Source organism: Paraburkholderia caffeinilytica, assembly GCF_003368325.1.
In the GTDB taxonomy this organism is placed as follows: Bacteria; Pseudomonadota; Gammaproteobacteria; order Burkholderiales; family Burkholderiaceae; genus Paraburkholderia; species Paraburkholderia caffeinilytica.
The window spans coordinates 1064529-1087045 of sequence record NZ_CP031467.1; the positions used below are offsets into that span (position 1 = coordinate 1064529).

The window sequence follows — 22517 nt, forward strand, 5'->3', positions numbered from 1 at the left end:
GGAGCCGCTTCCTGAATGTGAGCCGAATTGGCCACCGGAGCCGCTTCCTGAGTGTCAGCCGTCTCGGTATCCGGGTTTGTGCTCTGGTTCACCCGACCCGGCGTCCCGTGAGCCCAATCAGCAGCGTCGCGAAAATTCAGCCCGGACAACCGTGCCCGGTACTCTTACTCGTCAGCATCCGCGCCCGTTAGCACGTCGCCGAGCAAGCCACTTGCCTCGTCACCCGGCAACGCCTCGACGTCACGCAACTTGCGGTTCATGACGCGAGTGCGGGTTTCCGCGGCTTCGATCGAACGCGTCACGGTTTCAAGCTGCGCCTTGGTCTTTGCCAGCACGTCGCCGAATTTGCCGAACTCCGTTTTCACCGCGCCGAGCACTTGCCACACTTCGCTCGAGCGCTTCTCGATCGCCAGCGTGCGGAACCCCATCTGCAAACTATTGAGCAAGGCGGTCAGCGTGGTCGGGCCGGCAATCGTCACGCGGTAGTCGCGCTGCAACAGGTCCGTCAGACCCGGCCGACGCAGGACTTCCGCGTACAGGCCTTCGGTCGGCAGAAATAACAGCGCGAAATCCGTGGTGTACGGCGGCGACACGTACTTCTCCGCGATCGTGCGCGCCTCGGCGCGAATCCGCGCTTCGAGCGCGCGCGACGCCTCCTCCACCGCAACCGGATCGGCGCGCTCCTGAGCCTCGATCAGCCGCTCGTAGTCTTCGCGCGGGAACTTGGCGTCGATCGGCAGCCAGACCGGCGTGGCCGGACCACCCGTCTCCGCGTGGCCCGGCAGTTTGATTGCGAATTCGACGCGCTCCGCACTCTTCGGCACCGTCGCGACGTTCTTTGCGTATTGATCCGCCGTGAGCAGTTGTTCGAGCAATGCTTCGAGTTGCACTTCGCCCCACGTGCCGCGCGTTTTGACGTTGGTCAGGACCTTCTTCAGATCGCCGACGCCCGCAGCCAACGTCTGCATTTCGCCGAGACCACGATGCACCTGCTCCAGCCGGTCGGATACCAGCTTGAACGATTCGCCCAGGCGTTGTTCGAGCGTGGCGTGCAGTTTTTCGTCGACGGTGCGGCGCATCTCGTCAAGCTTGGTCGAGTTGTTCGCCTCGATGTCTTTCAGACGCTGCTCGATGGTCGCACGCACTTCGGCAAAGCGGCGATCGTTCGCCTCGGTGAGCTGGCCCAGCTGCAGGGTCAGCGTTTCGCCGAACTGCTTGAGCGTGCGCCCTTGCTCGTCGCGTGCCTGCTGCGCCTGCTGCTGCAGGCTGTGACGCACGGCGTCGAGTTGCTGCGCAAAGCCATCGATCTTGCCGCCCTGCACCGTCGTCATACTGCTGAACTGCGATGCCAGCGTTTGCTGAAAGTGCGCGAACCCGCTGCTCTGCTCGGTACGCGAGACGCGCGCCGTTTCGGTGATGTCATTGCGCAATTGCCGCTCGAGCCGCTCGTAAGCATGCAACTGCGCGTCTGCCGCTGCGTCGATACGTTCGCTGAGCATCTCGACCTGCTCGCTTCCGTCAGCGCGACTGCCGCGCATCAGCAATGCCAACGCGATCACCAAGGCGACCGCCAGCACGGCGACGGCCGCCACCAGAATCATTGTCATGAACGCGCCTTGCCGATGACCTCGGGGTTGATCGGATTCGGCGGCCGGCCGGCGCGCGGGCCTTCACCCAGCGCCGCGATCAGATTGTCCGCGGCGAGGTTCGCCATGGCGCGGCGCGTTGACTCGGTCGCACTGGCGATGTGCGGCGTCAGCACGACATTCGGCACGGTCAGCAGCGCCGGGTTCAGCTTCGGCTCGCCCTCGTAAACATCCAGACCGGCGGCGGCAATCTGTTTCGTACGCAGCGCTTCGACCAGCGCCGCATCGTCGACGATGCCGCCGCGTGCGATGTTGGTGAGCGTTGCGGTCGGCTTCATCAGCGCGAGTTCGGCCGCGCCGATCGTGTGGTGGTTTTCCTTCGCGTACGGCAAGACGAGCACCACGTGATCAGCACGCTGCAGCAGGTCCTGTTTGGACGCGTATTCCGCGTTCAGCTCCGCCTCGATCTCCGGCGCGACGCGCGAACGGTTGTGATAGATCACCTGCATGTTGAAGCCCTTCGCGCGACGCGCCAGCGCCTGCCCGATCCGGCCCATGCCGATCACGCCGAGCGTCGAGCCGTAAATGTCGGTGCCGAGAAAACCGTCATAGGCCCACTTCTCCCATTTGCCCGCGCGCAGCCAGTGTTCCGATTCGGCGATGCGGCGCGCCGCGGCCATCATCAGCGCCCAGCCGAAATCGGCGGTCGATTCGTTCAGCACGTCCGGCGTGTTGGTGCCGAGCACGTTCGCCGCGTTGAACGCGGCCATGTCGAAGTTGTTGTAGCCCACGGCCATGTTCGACACCACGCGCAGACGCGGCGCCGCTGCGAGCGCCGCCGCGCCGACCGGATCGCCCGCGGTCAGCGCGCCGTCTTTATCCGCGAGACGTCGCGTCAACTCGTCGGCGGGCAAGACGTCGCCCTGGTGCCAGTCGACGTCGAAATACTGTTTGAGCCGTTCGATCACATCGGGAAAGATTGGACGGGCAACGAGGATCTTCTGCATTGCAATTCTCCGGATAGCGCGTCGAGTTCAATTGCCTCGGCGTCGGGATAAGCGTGAAATCAGGCGTCAAAAAAACAGCCAGCCGGTGAGGACGAACAGTGGCATCAGCACGACAACCGACCAGCCCAGATACGCGAAAAAGCTCGGCATGCGAACGCCGCGCGACTCCGCGATCGCTTTCACCATGAAGTTCGGCGCATTGCCGATGTACGTGTTGGCGCCCATGAATACCGCGCCGGCCGAGATCGCCGCGAGCGTGGTGGCGCCGGTGGTCATCAACGTCTGCGCGTCGCCGCCGGCCAGGTTGAAGAACACCAGGTAGGTCGGCGCATTGTCGAGAAACGACGATAGCAGGCCGGTCGCCCAGAAGTACATCAGGTCGTGCGGCTGGCCGGACGGGTTGACCAGGTGCACGATGCCGGCGAACGCGCCCGCCTCGCCCGCACGCAGGATCGTGATGACCGGCGCGATCGTCACGAAAATGCCGGCAAACAGTTTGGCGACCTCTTCGATCGGTGCCCAATTGAAGTCATTGCCCGCGCGTGCCGCACGCGGCGTCAACGCCAGCGAGAGCAAGGTGACGCCGATCAGCGCAACATCGCGCACCGCATTTTGCAATGCGACGTGCGTGCCGAATACGTCGAACATCACGTCCGACTTCCAGAGTCCGCTCATCAGGACCAGCGCAATCACGGCGGCGAGAAGCACGAAGTTGATCTTGCCGTCGACGCCCAGTCGCGGCGAATCCGGCGTCGGATCGAGAAAGCGCGAACGCTCTTCTTCACGCCGATGGAAATAGTACGAGTCCAATGCATGGAACGCGCCCAGCAGCACGACGCAGACGAACAGCATCGGCCACGCCAGATGCGTGGTGGTCCAGAAGAAACCGACGCCCTGCAGGAAGCCGAGAAAAAGCGGCGGGTCGCCGAGCGGCGACAACGAGCCGCCCGCGTTCGCCACCAGGAAGATGAAGAACACCACCACATGAACGACGTGCTTGCGGTTGTCGTTGGCGCGCAGCAAGGGGCGAATCAGCAGCATCGCCGCACCGGTCGTGCCCATGATGCTGGCCAACAGCGTGCCCAGCGCAAGAATTGCGGTATTCAGGCGCGGCGAGCCATGCAGATTGCCGCGCACGCAGATGCCGCCCGCGACCGTATACAGCGCCGCCAGCAACACGATGAACGGAATGTATTCTTCGAGCACCGCATGTACCAGCGTACCGAGCGCCATACCTGCGCCGAAGGTAAGCGCGAACGGCACCAGGAACAACAGAGCCCAGGCTGCCGCGATCTTGCCGAAATGGTGATGCCAGAATGCCGGCGCGACCAACGGGAACACCGCGATCGACAGGAGCACGCCCGCAAAGGGCAAGCCCCACAACGCCGACAGGCTCGCGCCGTCGAGCGTGGCCGCCGACGCCAGTTGAGGCCAGCCGGCCAGCGTCAATGCAGCGGCGAGCACCATGCTCGACCATACGGCATGTCGTTTCATATCTTTGAAGTCCTTGTTGCCGCGGACAGCCGTGCGCGCCGCGACGAGACGCCGACGCTCGCCGCGCTCACGCGCCACGTACGACGATCACATGCACCCGATACGGCCCATGTGCGCCAAGCACGATTGTCTGTTCGATATCGCCGGTGCGCGAAGGCCCGGAGACGAAATTGACCGCACGCGGAAGCTCGCCGCGTTCGCTGCGGATCAGCTCGAACGCCTCTTCATGTCCTGCGACGACGCGCGAAGCCGGCACGATCGCGATATGCGTTTCCGGCAGCAGACTGGCCGACGCGTAGGTTTCCGGACCGGACAACAGAACGAGCGTGCCCGTCTCCGCAGTCGCGCAGAAACAGCCGGTGAAACCGACCACATCGCCGTCACCCGGCTTGCGAAATTCGACGTTGAGACCGGCTTCGGCCCATGGCAGATCTTGCAGGGTTTGCCATGCGATTGCCTGCAGCGGCAAAGCGTGTTCAGTGAGGTAGCGATGCGCGGCGCCAGGCACCTCGCGCAGTGTCTCGACCGTATCGACCGTGGTTGCCATTTTCTGCGCTTCTTCGATGAAGCGCGTGGTCAGATCGGCCGGCATCTCCGGACGCGGACCTTGGGGATGCCGTGCCAGATAATCTGCAGCCGCGTCACGCTCGGAAGCGGACGGCTCAGGCTCGCGCCCCTGCGCAGCACGGATGCGCGCCAGGATATTACGGCGGGCAATCGATGTATCCATATGCGAAATCCTCGTGTCGACAGCCGTGCGAAGTAACGAGGATTATACCGGCCACCCCGCGCGCAAACACCCTGGCCGAACGGTCTGGCGCCGTGTATTGGTCAAGCGGTCGGCCACGCGGCGAACACGATTTCCGTGAAGTATCGGCAGCTTAGGTGCACATGAGTCGCACCTAAGACGCACATGAGCCGCGCGGGTGCGGAATTACTTCGCAGCAGCGTCTTCCTCGGGCTGCGCAATGCCGAACACCTGCCGCAGATACGCGAGATAAGCCTTGTCTTCGCACATGTTCTTGCCCGGCGAATCCGACAGCTTCGCCACCGGCTGACCGTTGCAGCGAACCATCTTGATGACGATCTGCAACGGGTTGTAGCCCAGGTCGTTTGTCAGATTGGTTCCTACGCCGAATGCCAGCTTGCAGCGGCCACGGAAACGCTCGTACAGTTGCAGCACCTTCGGAATGTCGAGCGCGTCGGAGAACACGAGGATCTTGGTGCGCGGATCGCAGCGGTTCGCCTCGTAGTGCTTGAGCAAGCGCTCGCCCCAGTCGAACGGATCGCCGGAATCGTGGCGCGCGCCGTCGAACAGTTTGCAGAAATACATGTCGAAGTCGCGCAGGAAGGCCTCCATGCCGTACACGTCCGACAATGCGATGCCCAGGTCGCCGCGATACTCTTTCGCCCACATTTCGAAGCCGAATATCTGCGAATCGCGCAGCCGCGGGCCGAGCGCCTGACAAGCCTGCAGGTATTCGTGCGCCATCGTGCCGAGCGGCGTGAGGCTGTGCTTCATTGCGTAGAAGACATTGCTGGTGCCGGCGAATTGCTCGCCGAGGCCGTCTTTCAGCGTGAGGATCACTTCTTCGTGCCATTGCTTCGAGAAGCGGCGGCGCGTGCCGTAGTCGGCGATCTTGCAGTCGGCGAATTCCGGGCGCGCGCCCAGCAGTTTGATCTTCTCGACGAGACGGCCGCGCCCTTCGCTGTAGTCAGGCTTCTGCTGGGTGTTGCGGAAGTAGACCTCGTTGACGATCGCGAGCATCGGGATCTCGAACAGGATCGTGTGCAGCCACGGTCCCTTGATCTCGATGTCGATTTCGCCATTGCCCTTCGGCGACGGTTTGATCGAAATGTATTTCTCGTTCAGATGGAACAGCGCGAGAAACTCGATGAAGTCGCCCTTGATGAAGCGCATGCGCCGCAGATAGTCGAGTTCGTCGTCGGTGAAGCGCAGATCGCAGAGCTTGCGCACTTCATCGCGAATCTCGCCGATGTACGGCACGAGGTCGACATTCGGCGTGCGGCAGCGAAACTTGTACTCGACATTCGCCGCGGGAAAGTGATGCAACACCACTTGCATCATCGTGAACTTGTACAGATCGGTGTCGAGCAGCGAAGTAATAATCATGATGGTGCGAACTGGACTGCGGGAAAAACGGAAAGCTTGGCTCGACCAGACACGTCAACCCATGCGCGTGCGGCGCGCCCCGTGCGCACCGGTCTGACGGCATGTTACCCGAATGCGCCCGAATTCAGCGCGCCGGCAGGCGGCTCTCGCCGGACGCTATAAACTAATCACGAAAACATATAAAAGGCGTTGTGCGATGCCGTATGCGCCACTTGACGTTACGTTACAATAGCGCTTTTGGCGTTTCGCCTCCCCTGATTCCGCATGCAGGAGCTGCCTGAATGACTCACGTTGTGACCGAAAGCTGCATCAAGTGCCGCTATACCGACTGCGTCGATGTGTGCCCGGTGGACTGCTTTCGCGAAGGTCCCAACTTCCTCGCGATCGACCCCGATGAATGCATCGACTGCGCCGTGTGCGTGGCCGAGTGCCCGGTGAACGCCATTTATGCCGAAGAAGACGTGCCGGGCGACCAGCAGAACTTCATCGAGCTGAATGCCGATCTGGCGAAGAACTGGCCGAGCATCACCAAGACCAAAGCGCCGCTGCCGGAAGCCGACGAATTCAAGGACGTGAAGGAAAAGCTGGCCCTGCTCGCACGCTGAGCGGCGCGGCCCGTGCCCCGCTGTTGCATTCGAATCAAATCGAGATGAATGCGGGGTATTGACAGGCGCCTGGTCACCTCCTACAATTTCGCTTCTCTGCTGTTTGTTGTTCTGTTCCTCGATAGCTCAGTCGGTAGAGCGCCGGACTGTTAATCCGTAGGTCCCTGGTTCGAGCCCAGGTCGAGGAGCCAAGAATTGCAAAAGCCCGTTAACCAATACGGGCTTTTTTATGTAGATCAAGTTGTACTGCCGTTCCTCGATAGCTCAGTCGGTAGAGCGCCGGACTGTTAATCCGTAGGTCCCTGGTTCGAGCCCAGGTCGAGGAGCCAAAAATTTAGAAGGCCCGCATTCGTGCGGGCCTTTTTGTTTTGGTTCGGCCTGTGTTCGGCATATTTCAACGCTGGATCAGGTGGCATCGGCTGGCGAACGGCCGTCTGCTCCGGCCGGAAAGCAACACATGACCCGGGGCGTTTGCACTGACCCTCTGACGGACGCGCCGTTATACGATGGCGTTTCATCGACGCAGATCCCTCGCGCCCAACCCAAGCACTCACTCCCATCCCTCCTATGAAACCCACCGTGCTGCGCATCGCGCTTGCAGTCATTGCCGCCCTGCTGCTGTCTCCGGCCCAGAGCGAAGAAGTCGCCAGCGTCAATACCAATTTCCGCATTACCGGTTCCGACCGCGTGGTCGTCGAAGCCTACGATGATCCGCTGGTCCAAGGCGTGACCTGCTACGTTTCACGGGCGCGCACGGGTGGCGTCAAGGGCACGCTGGGCATCGCCGAAGATCCGACCGAAGCGTCGATCGCTTGCCGGCAAGTGGGTGCGATTCACTTCACCGGTCCGGTTAAACAACAATCCGATGTGTTCTCGGTCAGCATGTCGCTGATCTTCAAATCGCTGCATGTCGTGCGGGTGGTCGACGCGAAGCGCAACACGCTCGTGTACATGACCTACAGCGACCGCATCGTCAGCGGCAGCGCGAAAAACAGCGTGACCGCCGTGCCGATGCCGGCCGGTACGACGATTCCGGTCAAGTAGCCGCCGCCACGCGGCCAGGTTCGCTGCGCAAGGACCTACATGCATGAGCCACCGCAACGGCCACGTCGCGCTACACTGACAGGTCACGCCGGATCGTCGCCACTGCCGGACCGCAGGATCGCCAGACTTTCACCATGACCGCCCATCGCTTTCAGGATTCCGCCCGCTACTGGCGCACGCCGCTTCTGCCCGGCGCGGACCTGCTCACGGCCGAATATCACGATCACGAGTTCACGCCGCATTGGCACGATGCGTACACGATTCCGGTGATCGTCGCGGGCGCCGAGGGCTATCGGTATCGCGGTTCGGACTATGTGGCCGAAGCAGGCAGCGTGCCGATCATCAATCCCGGCGAGTTGCACACAGGTTCGAAGGCGGTCGAGGCAGGCTGGCGCTATCGCGTGATCTATGCGCCGGTGGAGTTCATTCACGAGCTTGCCAATGAAGTCGCCGGCAAGCCGCAAGCATTGCCGTGGTTCGCGCCGGGCGTCATCCGCGATCCCGATCTGGCGCAGCGGCTGGCGCGTGCGCACCGTCTGCTGGAGGCCGGCGACGATCCGCTCGCCGCCGAAGCCGCGATGCTCGACGCGCTGTCCACCTTGCTGGTCCGCTACGCGCAAACGCAACCGGAAAACTCGCGCCTCGCCACCGACGACGCCCGCGTCGCGACGATGCAGGAGCGCCTGACCGGCGACCTCGCCGAAGCGGTCACGCTGGCCGAGGTCGCGCGGGCGGCAGGCCTGTCGCCCTTTCACGCCGCCCGCCTTTTCACGCAGACCACCGGATTGCCGCCGCACGCGTGGCGCAACCAGGTGCGCTTGCAGCGTGCGCTCGCGCCATTGCGAGCGGGCGTTTCGGTGACCGACGTCGCCGCGGCAAGTGGCTTCACGGATCAGAGCCATTTCACGCGCCATTTCCGGCGCATGTTCGGCGTGCCGCCGGGGCGCTGGCAAGGCAACTGACGCGGGACGCGCGGGACGATTGGCCCCGCCCGGCACCGCCCGCCATCCGCCTCGGGCACGAGCACAACCGGTCAACCAGGCATTGCTGCGGCGGCATCCGCGCGCCCACCGCAAGAACGTACAAGCCCCCGCCCAGCCTCGCCCGCTATCCTTCGCGCATCAAGGAGGCAAGATTGACCCATTCCACCCCAGGCCAGCCCTTAAGCACAGGCCACTTAAAAGAATTCACCGCCGGCGCGCGCGACATCATCCCGATGATGGTCGGCGCGGCGCCCTTCGGCGTGATCTTCGGCACCCTGGTCGCGTCCGGCCCGCTGCATCTGTGGCACGGGCAGTTGATGTCGCTCGTCGTGTTCGCCGGCTCCGCGCAATTCATCGCGCTGGGGCTGATCGCCGGCCACGCGAGTTTTGCGGTGATCTGGGCGACCACGCTCGTCGTCAACCTGCGTCATGTGCTGTATAGCGCGACGCTCGCACCGCACGTCGCGCACCTGTCCCCTCGCTGGCGCTGGGCGCTCGGCGCGCTGCTCACCGACGAAGTCTTCGCGGTCGCGTGGGAACACTACCGGCATCGGGAGCCCGGCACGGTCGGCCCGCACTACTTCTTTGGCGCCGGTCTGGCCATGTACCTGAACTGGCAGCTCTGGACCGTTGCCGGCCTGCTGTTCGGCGCGGCCTTTCCGGGCCTGCAGTCGCTCGGGCTCGATTTCGCGATGGTCGCCACGTTCATCGCGATCGTCGTGCCGCAGCTCGTCGCGCTGCGCTATATCGCGGCGGCCGTGACTGCGGGCACGCTGGCCTTCTTCTGGCAGGCGTGGCCGTACAAGCTCGGCCTGCTCGGCGCCGTGTTCGCGGGCGTGGCGATCGGCGTCCTGCTGTCGGCGCCCCGATTTGGGCGAGGCGCGCGGGGACATCGCGAATCCCCGCGAGGCCGCCTGCGGGAAGCCCCGCGCGAAACCTCGCAAGGCCCATTGCGGGAAGCCCCGCACGAAACCTCGCAAGACCCTCTGCAGGAAGTCCAGCGAAAAACCTCGCAAGCCCCGCTCCGGGAAGTCTCGCGAAAGACCTCGGCGGAAACCATGGAGGCGTCGCGATGAACTACGTCGTTCTGATCCTCGGCATGGCTGCCATCACGTGGGTGATCCGCGCCGCCGTCTTCGTGCTCGGCGACCGGCTGGTGTTTCCGCCGCTCGTGCGCACCGCGCTCGGCTTCGTGCCCGTTACCGTGCTGACCGCGATCATCGTGCCGATGGCCGTCTCGCCGCACGGCACCAGTGCCGAATTGACCTGGCGCAATCCGCAACTGGTCGGCGCGCTCGCCGCCATCGTCGTCAGCGCCCTGACGCGGCGGCCCCTCCTGACCATCGCGGTCGGCCTGACGGTCTTTTTTGTCTGGCAAGGCGTCGTGCTTAAATAGGCGCAGTTTGAAGTGCGGTTCGAAGCCAGAATCGCGCGTAACCGGCGCCCACGCCGCCACAGGCGCGAGGCGTGGCTTGTCCGGCACGGGGCTGCGCCGGCCGCGCACGGCCGTCACAGGCAACGCCTCCCTCTAAAGCCGCCGCCGACACGTCGCGCACCCTTAAGTTTTCCCTGAATCAGCCGATATGAAGTCGAGGTCCGCTCTTCGGGATACGTCCCGCTGGTTACGCGGCACAAGGCAGGAATCAACCGCGCCGGCACAGGCGTCGCGTCTCACGGGGTCCGTGCGCGAAGCGCCGACATGACGATGCAGCGCGGCAGGACCAAACGGGATAACACATGGGTCAAATCACCCTCACGCTCAAAGACGAGACCCTTGCGACGCTGCGCAAGGATTTCGACGCTTTTCTGCGGGTTTCGCTGAAGCTCGATCCGCAGTTCGCGACGCCGTCGTTCGAGGACTTTTTGCGCGCCAAGCTGCTCGACAACATGGTGCCGTTGACCGAGCACGCGGTTCAGCGGATGTTGCAAGGTGGCCAGTACGCATGGGCGAAACGCACGCTGGACAAGGAATTCCCGGACGTCGTCGCAATTCTGATGAGGCAGGCGGGAGAATTCGGCTTCGGCTTTGCGGCACGCTCTGAATGGACGCCGGAAGAGCTCGCCAAGCAGTGCCGCGACTGGGCGGCGGCCATCGTCAAGGAAGCGGAAGGCGACGCGGCGCTGATCGACCCGCTCGCGGCGCAGATCAAGAGCGCCGTGCAGGACATCCAGGCGCTCGAGGAAGTCATGCAGACGCCGGCCTGGCGTCTGGTGGAATCGCTGCGGCAGCGCGTCTACGAAGCCAAAGTGGCGTGCGAAACGAGCGTGGGCAGCACTGCACGCGAAAAGCTCGGCGAACTGCGCGGACTGCTGCGCCTGGGCATTTCACACGGCTCGTTCCAGAAGCAGGAAGCGCAGCAGATCATGGAATACCTGCGCCTGCTGAAGCCGGAGATTTTCGTCGAAGAGCCGTATGACGTGTTCTCACGCCTCGCCGCCTGGCTGCGCAATTTCTTTGTGCCGCCACGTCCGGCGCCGCAACAGCAACAACGTCAGTCACGGTAAAGCAGGCTCAGTCCCACATCTTCCTGAGCCTGGCCCCGATCTCGATCTTCGCCTGCGCGGCCGCGGCCAGGCCCGCCGCTGTCGGCGCGCTCGGCACCGGCACGCGCGGCCAGGCGTAGGCGTCGAACAAGGGCATCAGATGCGCCGGAATGAACCGCGTGCGCGACGCCCACACATGACGGTCGCCCATATGGGTCTGGTTGTGCACGTAAAAACGCTGCGGCACGACGATATGCAGGTCTTCCTTCGCGCGCGTCATCGCCACATATAACAGGCGCCGTTCCTCGTCGATGTCCTCTTCGCTGCCGGTGCCGAGATCGGACGGGATACAACCGTCGACGCCGTTCAGCACGAACACGTTGCGCCACTCCTGCCCTTTCGCCGAATGAATCGTGGACAGGATCAGGTAGTCCTCGTCGATCAGCGGCACGCCGGATTCGTCGCTGGTGGCGTCGGGCGGATCGAGCGTCAGCTCGGTCAGGAAGCGTTCGCGCGACGCGTAGGTGCCCGCGATGCTTTCCATCTGCAGCACATCCGCGTGACGGATCGCCGCGTCCTCATGATTGCGCTCGAGATGCGGCTCGTACCAGCGCCGCACCATTTCGAACTCCGCCGGCCACGGCGTCTGCCGCCCGTACACGCTCGACATCAGCTTGACGAATGGATGCCAGTCCGCCTGCGCACGAGGGGGCGGCGCAAAGGCGGCCAGCGCGCCTCCGGCGCTACGGGGGAAATCGGCCGGATTGCCGGTGCCGGCCCGGGCCACGACGTCGTCCAGCACCTTCGCGGCGGTGGCGGGACCAATCCCCGGCAGCAATTGCACGACGCGAAAACCCGCGACACGGTCGCGCGGATTCTCCGCCCAGCGCAACACGGCGAGCACATCCTTGACGTGCACCGAGTCGAGAAACTTCAAACCGCCGAACTTCACGAACGGAATGTTGCGCCGGGTCAGTTCGATCTCGAGCGCGGCGCTGTGATGCGCGGCGCGAAACAGCACCGCCTGTGACTTGAGCTTGATGCCCTGCTCGCGCGCTTCGAGCACCTGTTCGACGATATAGCGCGCCTGATCCGCCTCGTCGGCGACCGTCACCAGACGCGGCCGCTGCGCCGAGGCGTTGTCGGTCCACAGATTCTTCGTGTAACGCTCGCTGGCAAGCTCGATCACCGCATTCGACGCCGCCAGGATCGGCCCGGTCGAGCGGTAATTGCGCTCGAGCGTGATCTGTCTCGCGGGCGGATCGAAATGTGTCGGGAAATCGAGAATGTTGCGCACGGTCGCGCCGCGAAACGAATAGATCGACTGCGCGTCGTCGCCGACCACGGTCAGGCCGCGGCCGTCCGGTTTCAGCGCGAGCAGGATCGATGCCTGCAGGCGGTTGGTGTCCTGATACTCGTCGACCAGCACGTGATCGAAGCGCGCCGACAGATCGGCCGCGATCGCCGGCTCCGCGGCCATATGCGACCAGTAGAGCAGCAGGTCGTCGTAGTCGAGCACGCTCTGCTTCTGCTTGGCTTCGACGTATGCGGCGAACAACATGCGCAGATCGGCTTCCCACTCGCGGCACCAGGGAAACGCGCTGTTGAGCACGTCGGCGAGCGACGCGCCGGTGTTCACGACGCGCGAGTAGATCGCAAAGCAGGCGCCCTTGGCCGGAAAGCGCCGCTCTTTCGCCGACAAGCCGAGCTCGTGGCGCACAAGATTCATCAGGTCGGCGGAATCCTCGCGGTCGTTGATCGTGAAGGCCGGCGCGAGGCCGATCAGATCCGCGTATTCGCGCAATAGCCGCGCACCCACGCTATGGAAAGTCCCGGACCAGGTCAGCCCTTGCGCGAGCGCGGCGCGCGCACCGAGCGCCGCACCGGCGATGCGCGTGACGCGGCGAATCATGTCGAGCGCGGCGCGGCGGGAGAAGGTCAGCAGCAGGATGCGGCGCGGATCGGCGCCCTTCACCACCAGATTGGCAACCCGGTGCGCCAGCGTGTTGGTCTTGCCGGAGCCGGCTCCCGCGATCACCAGCAGCGCGCCCGGCGGCGCGTTGGGACTGTCGGCGCCGTACTCGACGGCTTCGCGTTGCGCCTCGTTGAGCTTTGCCAGCCAGGCGGCGCAGTCGGTCCCGGTATCGGACGGTGGCGGAGATTCGGCGACGGAGAGCACAGTGGATTCGGGCCTGAGGTGGAATTGACGCGGCGACGCATACTGTATATCCATACAAGTATCGGAGACAAGCGACCCTTTTTTCCATTTCGCGCCCCAAAAAATGGTCCGCTCAAAATCCGGCAGCACGAGGACTTCCATTCAGGGCAAGCTTCTGGCTTATCATGCGAACCCTTTGCTTCAAGGTGCGAACGCCATGCCCAACCTCGATTTCACGCTGACCGGCGACTACGTCGAACTGCACAATCTTCTGAAGATAACGGGACTCGCCGACAGCGGCGGGTCGGCAAAAATGATGGTCGCGGACGGTGCGGTGACCGTCGACGGCCGGGTCGAAACGCGTAAGACCTGCAAAATCCGCGCGGGCCAGGTCGTGCTGCTTGGCGATACGCGCATCGCTGTGCACGAGGCCTGACACACTGCCGTGCCTCGCCTTGCCTCGCCGGTCCCGGACACGCTCGCTGCCGGAAACGCCGAGCCGGGGGCTGGCTATCGTGAACGCGAAGTCGACGACGGGCGGCCGACAGCCCGTCATCCAGGACATCGAGTCCGAAAACTCGGACGACCGCGCGCACCAAAATCGTGCCTCCTCCATCGACATCCCGGCGCCTAAGCAATAAGCTGTCAGTTTCGACAGACAAACAATCGGCTGACAGCCGCCCTACGCTCCCGGTAAGCCTCCGCATTCGCTACCTCACCGGCAGCGCGCAAGCCCCGCCAACCGGCCGGCCTGCGCCCTCCGCCACGCTGTCGCCCCTTCCGCTTCCAAGCGCTCCATGACTCAATCCGGCTTCACCCGGGTGGCCGCCCGGCCGCCGACCCTGACCCGCCACGCCGCCGACACCGCCCGGCTCGCCGCGCCGCTCGCCATCGCGCAACTGTCGCAAATGGCGATGGGCGTCACCGACACGATCCTGCTCGGCTCGCTCGGCCCCGACGCGCTCGCCGCCGGCGGCCTCGGCGCCAACCTGTTCTTCGTCGTGGTCACGCTGCTGCAGGGCGTGCTCACCTCCGTCAGCGTAAGCGTGTCGCACGCGCGCGGCGCGCAGGACGAAGGCCGCGTGCCGCATATCTACTGGACCGGTCTCGTGTTGTCGGTGCTGCTGTCGGTACCCGCGTTCTTCCTGCTGTCGTTCGCCACGCCGATCCTGCTGGCCTTCGGCGAACCCGCGCTGCTCGCGCACAACGTCGGCGAATACGCGGCGGTGCTGCGCTGGGGCTCGCTCGGCAGCCTGATCGGCGTCGGCCTGATGCGCTCGTTCCTGCCGGCCATCGGCGCGGCCAAGCGGCTCCTGTGGGTGTCGCTCGTCAGCGTGTTCGTCAACGGTTTTCTCAACTACGGGCTGATTCACGGCGTCTATGGACTGCCTCGCCTGGGCTTTCTCGGGTCGGCGGCGGCCACCTCGATCACCGTCTGGCTGAGCGCGCTCGTCCTGATGGCTTTGCTGCATCTGCGGCCGCGCTATAAACACTTCGTCGTCGCGACGCGGCCGAACGTGCCGTTGATGGGCGAATTGTTCGGCATCGGCTGGCCGGTCGCGATCACCTACGGCGTCGAATCGACGCTGTTCCTCGCCACCGGCCTGATGGTCGGCCTGCTCGGCGAATCGCAACTGGCCGCGCATCAGATCGCCTTGAACGTCGCCTCGGTGGCCTTCATGGTGCCGCTCGCGATCGGCCAGGCAGCCAATGTGCGGGTCGGCTACTGGTCCGGCGCCGGCCAGCCGCTCGCGGCGCGCCATGCCGGTTTCGTCGCGCTCGCGCTCGGCGTCAGCTTCATGACGCTGTCGGGCATCGTGCTGATCGCCGCGCCGCACTGGATCGTCGGCTTGTATCTGCATCTCGACGATCCGGCTAACAGCGCCACGGTGACGTTGGCGAGTTCGCTGCTCGGCGTGGCCGCGATCTTCCAGATCGTGGACGGCATGCAGACGGTTGGCTCAGGCTGCCTGCGCGGCCTGAAGGACACGCGCGTGCCGATGATCGCTGCGACGTTCGGATACTGGGTCATCGGATTTCCGACCGGTTACGTGCTGGCATTTCACTTCGGGCTGGGCGCTCGCGGTTTGTGGTGGGGACTCGCGGCCGGCCTCGCGAGCGTCGCGCTGCTGATGACGCTGCGCTTTCACAAACTGAGCCTGCGGCGCGTGCCGGTCACGCCCGGCGCGCCGCCTGCCCCGTTGGTCTGAGGTCGACCCGAGATCGGCCTGAACCAGGCAACTCGCGGATGGTTGCACCCGCAACCATCGTTTCCCGGCAATCGGGCAGCGGCGCTTTGGCAAAAAGCACGCGCATCCGCGCGAGCCCACTCGCGCGCCTCGCGAAGGCACGCGGCGCATCCGGATCATACGGACGTACGGAAACTCACACGCGTGATTCCCCTTAGAATGGATTTCCAGACAGCGTGAGCACGCCACCCGCGCTGCCGCCATGAGAGGCGTGCAATCAAGGGAGACACAGCGTGTCGTGGCATCAACATCAAGATCAGGCCGCACCGCACCGCACGTGCGTGTTCAGCGCGGCGCGCTGGAAATCCTCCGCCCCGAAGAACGTCACGCGCTCCGAAGGAGGTCCCACGCCCCACTGGAAATCCGCGTGGGAGAAGACGAGACATTTCTTCCTGCTGTTCTGCGCAACGGCATTTCTGACCGCTTGCGCGACCAGGCCGCCCGCCACCGCGTTCGACCGTCCGGTCACCCACGCACTGCCTGTCACCGAAACAACGCCGCTTCACACGGCGCTCGCACCGCTCGAAGCCGCGCATCCGAACGAGTCCGGCTTCCGGGTACTGTCGAGCGGCACCGACGCCTTGCAGATGCGCATCGCGCTCGCCCGCGCGGCGACGAAAACCCTCGATATGCAGTACTACATCGCCAACGAGGACACCACCGGCAAGCTGCTGCTCGGCGCGGCGCTTTACGCAGCCGACCACGGTGTGAAAGTGCGCATGCTGGTCGACGATCTGAACTTCAAGGACATCGACCGTACGATGGCGGGTCTGAACTCGCACGACAACATCGATATCCGCGTTTTCAATCCGTTCGGCAGCGCGCAGGAAGGCATGTTCGAACGCACTACGAACCTGTTCACGCAGATCGGCCATTTCACGCGCCGCATGCACAACAAGTCGATGATCGCCGACAACCAGTTGGCCATCGTCGGCGGCCGCAACCTCGGCGACGAGTATTTCAGCGCCAGCGAAACGCTGCAGTTCCGCGACCTCGACGTGCTGGCCGCCGGACCGATTACCGCCGACGTCTCCGCCAGTTTCGACGACTACTGGAACAGCAGCATTGCCTACCCGTTGCGAGTTCTGAACAAACAGAAGTTCGAGGCGAAAGAACTCGACCAGACCCGCGACGAGTTACGCCGGCACTGGCGCACCAACGCCGATCCGTACAACGCGAAGCCGCTGAACGCTACGCCGCTCGCCTCGCAGATTGCCCAGGACCAGCTCGGCCTGACGTGGGCGCCGGCCGAATTCAAGGCAGACCTGCCGGAGAAAATCGAACATCCTTCGCCGAACTACGTTAGCCCTCCGATGCAGCGATTGGCCGAACTGATGCACGACGCGCAGAAAGATTTCCTGATCATTTCGCCCTACTTCGTCCTGCACGAGGCCGGCGTCAAAGCAGCCGGCGAACTGACGCATCGTGGCGTCCGCATTGCCGTGCTGACCAACTCTCTCGCCGCGACCGACGCGGTGGCGGTGCAAGCCGGCTATAGCCCCTTCCGCGTGCCGCTGTTGCAGCAGGGCGTGGAACTCTATGAATTCAAACCGCAGCAGGACACACCGCGCACCGATCTCAACGGTTCGCGCTCGCGAGCCAGCCTGCACGCAAAAACCTATGTCATCGATCATAAGATTCTGGTGGTCGGCTCGATGAATCTCGATCCGCGCTCGGCCAATCTGAACACCGAGCAGACGCTGGTCATCCATAGTCCGCCGCTCGCCGAACAGGTCGCGCAGATGTTCGCACACGCCATCGCACCCGAAGCAAGCTATCGCGTCACGCTCGCTGACGCAGCGCAACTCGCCTATCTGCGCTCGATCGGCGCGCCCCTCTCGCCGCTCGTCTGGACCGACGTCGAAGATGGCGCGCGCCGCACCTATATCTTCGACCCACAAGCCGGTTTTTACCGGAACGCGCTAACGGGTCTATTCTCCTTATTGCCTGTCAACGCAGAACTTTGAAAAGCGGAGTTGAACCATGACCGAAGACGTACGAATGGAGCGTGACACATTCGGTGAAATCGCCGTGCCGAACGCTCGTCTATGGGGCGCGCAGACCCAGCGCTCGCTGCAGAATTTCCGCATTTCGTCCGAAAAGCAATCGCCCGAACTGATCACCGCGCTGGCCGTCATCAAGCGCGCCGCCGCCGAGGTCAACCAGGGTCTGGGCGTGCTCGACGAGAGCAAGGCGATGGCAATCATGCAGGCGGCCGACGAGATCATCGACGGCAAGCACCCGGACGAGTTTCCACTCGCGGTCTGGCAAACCGGCTCCGGCACGCAGACCAACATGAACCTCAACGAAGTGATCGCGAATCGGGCAAGCGAGCTGCTCGGCGGCGAGCGCGGCGAAGCGCGCAAGGTGCATCCGAACGACGACGTCAATCGCGGCCAGTCGTCGAACGACGTGTTTCCGACGGCGATGCACGTGGCCGCCGCCTATGCGATCGTCAAGCATCTGCTGCCCGCGCTGAAGACACTGCGCGCGACGCTCGACGGCAAGGCGAAAGCCTTCGCCGGCGTCGTCAAGATTGGCCGCACGCATCTGCAGGACGCCACGCCGCTGACGCTCGGCCAGGAGTTCTCCGGCTACGTCGCGCAGCTCGATCAAGGCATCCGTCATGTGGAATCGGCGTTGCCGCATCTGTATGAACTCGCGCAGGGCGGCACGGCGGTCGGCACGGGGTTGAACGCGCATCCGCAATTCGCGGACAAGGTGGCGGCCGCGATCGGCCAGCTGACCGGCTTGCCGTTCGTCTCGGCGCCGAACAAATTCGAAGTGATGGCCGCGGCCGATGCGCTGGTGTTCGCGCACGGCGCGTTGAAGACGGTGGCGGCGAGCATGAACAAGATTGCCAACGACATCCGCTGGCTCGCGAGCGGTCCGCGCTGCGGTCTCGGCGAACTGTCGATTCCGGAAAACGAACCGGGCAGCTCGATCATGCCGGGCAAGGTCAATCCGACCCAATCCGAAGCGTTGACGATGCTGTGCGCACAAGTATTCGGCAACGACGTCGCGGTGAATATCGGCGGCGCGAGCGGCAACTTCGAGTTGAACGTGTTCCGGCCGATGATCGCGCACAACGTGCTGCAATCGGTCCGCCTGCTCGCCGACGGCGCGCACAGTTTCAACGACAACTGCGCGGTGGGCATCGAGCCGAATCGCGAGCGCATCGATACGCTGCTCAACGAATCGCTGATGCTGGTGACGGCGCTCAATCCGCACATCGGCTACGACAAGGCTGCGCAGATTGCGAAAAAAGCCCACAAGGAAGGCACGACGCTGAAGGCGTCAGCGCTCGCGCTCGGCTATGTCACCGAGCAGCAGTTCGACGAATGGGTGCAGCCGAAGGATATGGTCGGGCATTCGGCGGGGTGATCGCCGATGGGATCGGCCGGGGATCGGCCGGGGGTTGGCCGGGGGTTGGCCGGTCCGGCAGATTGGCCGGCGTGATTGCAAATAGCAGGACGCGCGGACGCGATGTTCGCGCGTCCTGTGCATGCCTCCGGCAAGCGGCGGCACATCCCCGCAGAGCGGGCCGCCGCCTCGCGAGGCGCCGCTTAAACCTTCCCCTGCGCCACTTCCTCCGGCTTCAGTTCGACAATCGCGTCGAGCGCGTCCTTTACGTCCATCGCGTACTTGGCGAGACGCTTCTGTTCGTCCGTTTCCGGCACGAATGCGGGCACGGGCACCGGGTGGCCGTTCTCGTTGACGGCCACCATCACCACCAGGCAGTCCGTGGTTTGCAGCAGCTCGCCGCCTTTGGGATCGCCTGCCTGCACCGACACATGGATGTGCATGCTGGTACGGCCCGTCGCCACGACCCGCGCACGTAATTCAACCAGGTTGCCGACCAGAATCGGCCGGCGGAAGCGAATATTGCCGACGCTGACCGTCACGCAATAGCGCCCCGACCATACCGCCGAGCACGCGTACGCGGTTTCGTCGATCCATTTCATCAACGCGCCGCCATGCACCTTACCGCCGAAGTTGACCGAGCTGGGCTCGGCCAGAAAGCGGAAGGTCGTTTCGGAACGGTCCAGGGGCGCTAAGGCAGGGGTGCTCATCTTGACTCCGGTCGATCGGACGCATTTAAAGGAGGCGATTATACGAGCGCAATATTGACTCCGTCGTGGATCGGCCGGGGTGATGCTGCCGAATTTCGGCCCGGACGAGCGCCGCGCTTTCGTTTCGCTGTCGACCGACAGCCCTCCCGGTCGCTTTGGAATGCTGGGCGCCTCTGTCAGTTGCTCTCGGTCGCCGACGGCTACCCAGCTTGCTACGCTCTCCCGGCTAACCGTGCCATTTAGCTCGCCTCGGCAACCGAAGGAACCGTCGCTCGCCGCGGCACGACCGCCGACTCGAAGCGCTCCCGATACTCCAGCGGCAATACCCCGAAGCGTCGCACAAAGGCGCGCCGCAAGTTCTGCTCGCTGCCGAAGCCACAATCGAGCGCGATCCGCTTGAGCGGCCGACGCGATTCCGCCAGCACCCGCGCGGCCGCCTCCAGACGCAGTGCCGACACCGTTTTAGCCGGCGTGCGGCCAACTTCGTCGACGTAGCGACGCGCGAAAGTCCGCGGACTCATCTGTGCGCGCTCGGCCAGCCGCTCGACCGACAGGTCGTCGCGCAAATGGGCCGTCATCCAGCTATGCAACGCTTCGAACGGCCCGCCCGCCGAAGCCTGCGCTGCCAGTGCCGCGCTGAATTGCGACTGGCCGCCGGGCCGCTTCATGAACACCACCAATCGCCGCGCCGCCTGCATCGCGACCGCGTGGCCGACATCTTCTTCGATCAGCGCCAGCGCCAGATCGATGCCCGCCGTCACACCTGCGGATGTCCAGACGGCGCGGTCTCCGCCACCATGGCCCGCGTCGCGGATGAAGATGGGATCGGCATCCACCTGCACGTTGGGAAAACGGCGTGCGAGATGCGGCGCATCGCGCCAATGGGTGGTCGCGCGGCGGCCGTCGAGCAGGCCTGCCGCCGCCAGATAGAAGGCGCCCGTGCAAACTGAGCATATGCGCCGTGCCTGCGGCGCACGACGCTTGATCCACGCGACGAGTTCCGGCTGCAACGTGCAGTGTTCGTCGATCGGGACGCCGGGGACGATCAGCGTGTCGATCGGCTGATCGTCGAGCGAATCCAGCCGTTGCGTGACGACCGGCAGACCCGGGAAGGTCTGCAACACGCCGCCGTCGATCGACGCGACGGTCGTGCGATAGGCGACAGGCTCGGCGGCGTTGCCGTTTGAGTCGGCTGATCCGCCTGATCCGCCTGATCCGCCTGATCCGCCTGATCCGCTCGGTCCGTCCGGACCGTTGGCCCGGCCGACACCGGCCGCGGCCGCCATAGTCAACTCAGCGCGCCAGAACGCCTCGAGCGGCCCGCACGCATCCAGCAGCACAAGATCAGGAGCGACCGCGAAAACGATATGACGTGCAGCCATCAGGAAACCCCTTCCGCGAATTGCCGCTTTCTCGACCACGCATACGCGAGCGTAGCCAACGCCGCCATCCCGAGCAGCGGAAAAATCGCGGCATTGATCGTCGCCCAACCGAAGCGCGCCAGCAATTGCCCGGCGAACAGCGAGCCCAGCGCGGAAAATGCAAAGGTCGTGAATTCGCTGGTCGCCTGCGTCTTGGCCCGCTCAGAGGGCCGGTACGATTGCGCGAGCAGCGTCGATCCGCCGACGAACATGAAATTCCACCCCACGCCGAGACATGCCAGCGCTGCGTAGAAGTGCGGCAGATCGGTCGAGCGCAGCGCCAACACACCGCACAGCGCCGACAGCGCGATCCCCGCGCCGATCACCGGCAACACGCCGAAACGCCTGATCAGCCGCGCGGAAAACAGCGACGGCGCGAACATGCCGACGAGGTGCCATTGGATGATCGCCGCACCGTCGCCGATCGTGTGGCCGCATGCGACCGCCGCAATCGGCGTCGCGGTCATCACGAACATCATCACCGCGTAGCCGAGCGCATTGTTGGCGAGCGCCGCGGCAAAGATCGGCTGCCGTACGATTTCGCCGAGCGGCCGCGCCGGTTCGTGCGTCGCGGCCGCGCCCGCGAACGGTGCGGCGTCGCGATAGAGCAGCGCCAGCATGGCAATCGACGCGAGCCCGAAACCGGTGACAAGCGCATAGGAACCGGCGAACGCAACCGGCGCGAGCCAGTCCTTGCTCCAGGCGGCGAGAAGCGGACCGCAAACGGCCGCCACCACGCCGCCGGTGAGCACCGTCGAAATCGCGCGGCTTTTGCCTTCGATTCCGACAGCATCCGCAGCCGCCAGCCGGTAGTACTGCGCGAACGCCTGGAACACACCGACGGTCGCCGTGCCGGCGCAGAACGCCCAGAAGCTGTGATGAAAGATCGCCCATACGGAGACAGCCCCGCCCAGCGCGCCGACGCCCGCGCCGAGCACGAAGCCCGCGCGCCGGCCGATGCGCGCCATCAGGAACGACGCGAAGATGGTGGTGAGTGCGGCGGCGACGGTAATCAGCGAAAACGGCAGTGTCGCGAGCGCCTTGTCGTCGGCAAGCGTGTAGCCGACCAGACCGGTCAGGGTCAGATCGATCGAGACGGAAGAGGTATAGAGCGCCTGGCAGACTGCCAGCACGCGCGCGGCGCGTCGGCCATGCGGATCGGCGTGGCCGGCGCCGGGTTGAGCGGCGGCAAACGAGGAAGCAGCGGAGGAAGCAGCGGAGGAAACGGGGGAAGAAGCAGTGGGTGGCGGCATCGGCAGGCCTCGGACGGTAGGAGTAG

The 22517-nt window shown here is 64.5% G+C and carries 18 protein-coding genes, 2 tRNA genes and 1 pseudogene; 12 read left to right on the forward strand and 9 right to left on the reverse strand.

Annotation, left to right across the window (positions count from 1 at the left end):
- Nucleotides 1–164: 164 nt before the first annotated feature.
- From DSC91_RS20730 to pncB, 5 genes are all read right to left on the reverse strand, one after another.
- Nucleotides 165–1607 carry a DNA recombination protein RmuC gene (locus DSC91_RS20730; RefSeq protein ID WP_115780647.1) on the reverse strand — a complete coding sequence of 481 codons (1443 nt, stop codon included), beginning with the start codon at nucleotides 1605–1607 and terminating at the stop codon, nucleotides 165–167.
- A complete protein-coding gene (locus DSC91_RS20735) occupies nucleotides 1604–2593 on the reverse strand; it encodes a 2-hydroxyacid dehydrogenase (protein WP_115780648.1) in 990 nt (329 codons plus the stop codon). The genes DSC91_RS20730 and DSC91_RS20735 overlap by 4 nt, the downstream gene beginning before the upstream one ends.
- Before the next feature lie 66 nt (nucleotides 2594–2659).
- The gene (locus DSC91_RS20740) at nucleotides 2660–4087 is read right to left on the reverse strand and encodes a sodium:proton antiporter (protein ID WP_115783399.1); all 1428 of its coding nucleotides are present in this window, start codon (nucleotides 4085–4087) and stop codon (nucleotides 2660–2662) included.
- A gap of 67 nt (nucleotides 4088–4154) precedes the next feature.
- Nucleotides 4155–4817: a LutC/YkgG family protein gene (locus tag DSC91_RS20745; protein ID WP_115780649.1), complete on the reverse strand. Its 663-nt coding sequence runs from the start codon at nucleotides 4815–4817 to the stop codon at nucleotides 4155–4157.
- Nucleotides 4818–5021: 204 nt separating this feature from the next.
- Complete coding sequence (gene pncB, locus DSC91_RS20750) at nucleotides 5022–6221, reverse strand: nicotinate phosphoribosyltransferase (protein ID WP_115780650.1); 1200 nt, start codon at nucleotides 6219–6221, stop codon at nucleotides 5022–5024.
- A 281-nt stretch (nucleotides 6222–6502) separates the two neighbouring features.
- Between pncB and fdxA the strand changes: the two genes are divergently transcribed.
- The 8 genes and pseudogenes from fdxA to DSC91_RS20795 all read left to right on the forward strand — a co-directional run bounded on the left by fdxA (nucleotide 6503) and on the right by DSC91_RS20795 (nucleotide 11358).
- Nucleotides 6503–6826, forward strand: a complete 324-nt coding sequence (fdxA, locus tag DSC91_RS20760) for a ferredoxin FdxA (protein ID WP_020069367.1) — start codon at nucleotides 6503–6505, stop codon at nucleotides 6824–6826.
- A 115-nt stretch (nucleotides 6827–6941) separates the two neighbouring features.
- Nucleotides 6942–7017: transfer RNA gene (locus DSC91_RS20765), tRNA-Asn, on the forward strand.
- Between the two features lie 62 nt (nucleotides 7018–7079).
- A tRNA-Asn gene (locus DSC91_RS20770) sits at nucleotides 7080–7155 on the forward strand.
- A 238-nt stretch (nucleotides 7156–7393) separates the two neighbouring features.
- Nucleotides 7394–7870 carry a CreA family protein gene (locus tag DSC91_RS20775; protein WP_115780651.1) on the forward strand — a complete coding sequence of 159 codons (477 nt, stop codon included), beginning with the start codon at nucleotides 7394–7396 and terminating at the stop codon, nucleotides 7868–7870.
- A gap of 134 nt (nucleotides 7871–8004) precedes the next feature.
- Nucleotides 8005–8832: a helix-turn-helix transcriptional regulator gene (locus tag DSC91_RS20780; RefSeq protein WP_115780652.1), complete on the forward strand. Its 828-nt coding sequence runs from the start codon at nucleotides 8005–8007 to the stop codon at nucleotides 8830–8832.
- Between the two features lie 173 nt (nucleotides 8833–9005).
- Nucleotides 9006–9761 (forward strand): annotated as a pseudogene (locus DSC91_RS20785) (AzlC family ABC transporter permease); the annotation flags it as partial.
- 164 nt (nucleotides 9762–9925) lie between these two features.
- Entirely contained in the window at nucleotides 9926–10249 is a 324-nt protein-coding gene (locus tag DSC91_RS20790) for an AzlD domain-containing protein (protein WP_115780653.1), read from the forward strand.
- A gap of 341 nt (nucleotides 10250–10590) precedes the next feature.
- Nucleotides 10591–11358 (forward strand): DUF4088 family protein, encoded by a 768-nt coding sequence (locus DSC91_RS20795; RefSeq protein ID WP_115780654.1) that lies wholly within the window; start codon nucleotides 10591–10593, stop codon nucleotides 11356–11358.
- Between the two features lie 7 nt (nucleotides 11359–11365).
- Here the strand turns inward: DSC91_RS20795 and DSC91_RS20800 are convergent, their stop codons facing one another.
- On the reverse strand, nucleotides 11366–13570 hold the full coding sequence (locus DSC91_RS20800; RefSeq protein WP_115780655.1) for an ATP-dependent helicase: 2205 nt from the start codon (nucleotides 13568–13570) through the stop codon (nucleotides 11366–11368).
- A 142-nt stretch (nucleotides 13571–13712) separates the two neighbouring features.
- Here DSC91_RS20800 and DSC91_RS20805 point away from each other — a divergent pair, with 142 nt between their 5' ends.
- From DSC91_RS20805 to fumC, 4 genes are all read left to right on the forward strand, one after another.
- A complete protein-coding gene (locus DSC91_RS20805; RefSeq protein WP_011489423.1) occupies nucleotides 13713–13931 on the forward strand; it encodes an RNA-binding S4 domain-containing protein in 219 nt (72 codons plus the stop codon).
- A gap of 361 nt (nucleotides 13932–14292) precedes the next feature.
- On the forward strand, nucleotides 14293–15705 hold the full coding sequence (locus DSC91_RS20810) for an MATE family efflux transporter (protein WP_115780656.1): 1413 nt from the start codon (nucleotides 14293–14295) through the stop codon (nucleotides 15703–15705).
- Between the two features lie 431 nt (nucleotides 15706–16136).
- Nucleotides 16137–17711 carry a phospholipase D family protein gene (locus DSC91_RS20815; RefSeq protein WP_115783400.1) on the forward strand — a complete coding sequence of 525 codons (1575 nt, stop codon included), beginning with the start codon at nucleotides 16137–16139 and terminating at the stop codon, nucleotides 17709–17711.
- A gap of 16 nt (nucleotides 17712–17727) precedes the next feature.
- The gene (fumC, locus tag DSC91_RS20820; protein WP_115780657.1) at nucleotides 17728–19128 is read left to right on the forward strand and encodes a class II fumarate hydratase; all 1401 of its coding nucleotides are present in this window, start codon (nucleotides 17728–17730) and stop codon (nucleotides 19126–19128) included.
- A 182-nt stretch (nucleotides 19129–19310) separates the two neighbouring features.
- Here the strand turns inward: fumC and DSC91_RS20825 are convergent, their stop codons facing one another.
- The 3 genes from DSC91_RS20825 to DSC91_RS20835 all read right to left on the reverse strand — a co-directional run bounded on the left by DSC91_RS20825 (nucleotide 19311) and on the right by DSC91_RS20835 (nucleotide 22491).
- Nucleotides 19311–19817: an acyl-CoA thioesterase gene (locus DSC91_RS20825; RefSeq protein WP_097390047.1), complete on the reverse strand. Its 507-nt coding sequence runs from the start codon at nucleotides 19815–19817 to the stop codon at nucleotides 19311–19313.
- 239 nt (nucleotides 19818–20056) lie between these two features.
- Nucleotides 20057–21199: a GlxA family transcriptional regulator gene (locus tag DSC91_RS20830; protein WP_115780658.1), complete on the reverse strand. Its 1143-nt coding sequence runs from the start codon at nucleotides 21197–21199 to the stop codon at nucleotides 20057–20059.
- A complete protein-coding gene (locus tag DSC91_RS20835; RefSeq protein WP_115780659.1) occupies nucleotides 21199–22491 on the reverse strand; it encodes an MFS transporter in 1293 nt (430 codons plus the stop codon). Before DSC91_RS20835 ends, DSC91_RS20830 begins: the two co-directional genes overlap by 1 nt.
- Between the last annotated feature and the right edge of the window lie 26 nt (nucleotides 22492–22517).

Excerpts from the sequence above, each read along its gene's own strand:
- DSC91_RS20780 (WP_115780652.1), top strand. The coding sequence starts at position 8,005 with ATGACCGCCCATCGCTTTCAGGATTCCGCCCGCTACTGGCGCACGCCG.
- fdxA (WP_020069367.1), top strand. The coding sequence starts at position 6,503 with ATGACTCACGTTGTGACCGAAAGCTGCATCAAGTGCCGCTATACCGAC.
- DSC91_RS20810 (WP_115780656.1), top strand. The coding sequence starts at position 14,293 with ATGACTCAATCCGGCTTCACCCGGGTGGCCGCCCGGCCGCCGACCCTG.
- fumC (WP_115780657.1), top strand. The coding sequence starts at position 17,728 with ATGACCGAAGACGTACGAATGGAGCGTGACACATTCGGTGAAATCGCC.
- DSC91_RS20775 (WP_115780651.1), top strand. The coding sequence starts at position 7,394 with ATGAAACCCACCGTGCTGCGCATCGCGCTTGCAGTCATTGCCGCCCTG.
- DSC91_RS20735 (WP_115780648.1), bottom strand. The coding sequence starts at position 2,593 with ATGCAGAAGATCCTCGTTGCCCGTCCAATCTTTCCCGATGTGATCGAA.
- DSC91_RS20825 (WP_097390047.1), bottom strand. The coding sequence starts at position 19,817 with ATGAGCACCCCTGCCTTAGCGCCCCTGGACCGTTCCGAAACGACCTTC.
- DSC91_RS20800 (WP_115780655.1), bottom strand. The coding sequence starts at position 13,570 with ATGGATATACAGTATGCGTCGCCGCGTCAATTCCACCTCAGGCCCGAA.
- DSC91_RS20745 (WP_115780649.1), bottom strand. The coding sequence starts at position 4,817 with ATGGATACATCGATTGCCCGCCGTAATATCCTGGCGCGCATCCGTGCT.
- DSC91_RS20805 (WP_011489423.1), top strand. The coding sequence starts at position 13,713 with ATGCCCAACCTCGATTTCACGCTGACCGGCGACTACGTCGAACTGCAC.
- pncB (WP_115780650.1), bottom strand. The coding sequence starts at position 6,221 with ATGATTATTACTTCGCTGCTCGACACCGATCTGTACAAGTTCACGATG.
- DSC91_RS20795 (WP_115780654.1), top strand. The coding sequence starts at position 10,591 with ATGGGTCAAATCACCCTCACGCTCAAAGACGAGACCCTTGCGACGCTG.
- DSC91_RS20730 (WP_115780647.1), bottom strand. The coding sequence starts at position 1,607 with ATGACAATGATTCTGGTGGCGGCCGTCGCCGTGCTGGCGGTCGCCTTG.
- DSC91_RS20790 (WP_115780653.1), top strand. The coding sequence starts at position 9,926 with ATGAACTACGTCGTTCTGATCCTCGGCATGGCTGCCATCACGTGGGTG.
- DSC91_RS20835 (WP_115780659.1), bottom strand. The coding sequence starts at position 22,491 with ATGCCGCCACCCACTGCTTCTTCCCCCGTTTCCTCCGCTGCTTCCTCC.
- DSC91_RS20740 (WP_115783399.1), bottom strand. The coding sequence starts at position 4,087 with ATGAAACGACATGCCGTATGGTCGAGCATGGTGCTCGCCGCTGCATTG.
- DSC91_RS20830 (WP_115780658.1), bottom strand. The coding sequence starts at position 21,199 with ATGGCTGCACGTCATATCGTTTTCGCGGTCGCTCCTGATCTTGTGCTG.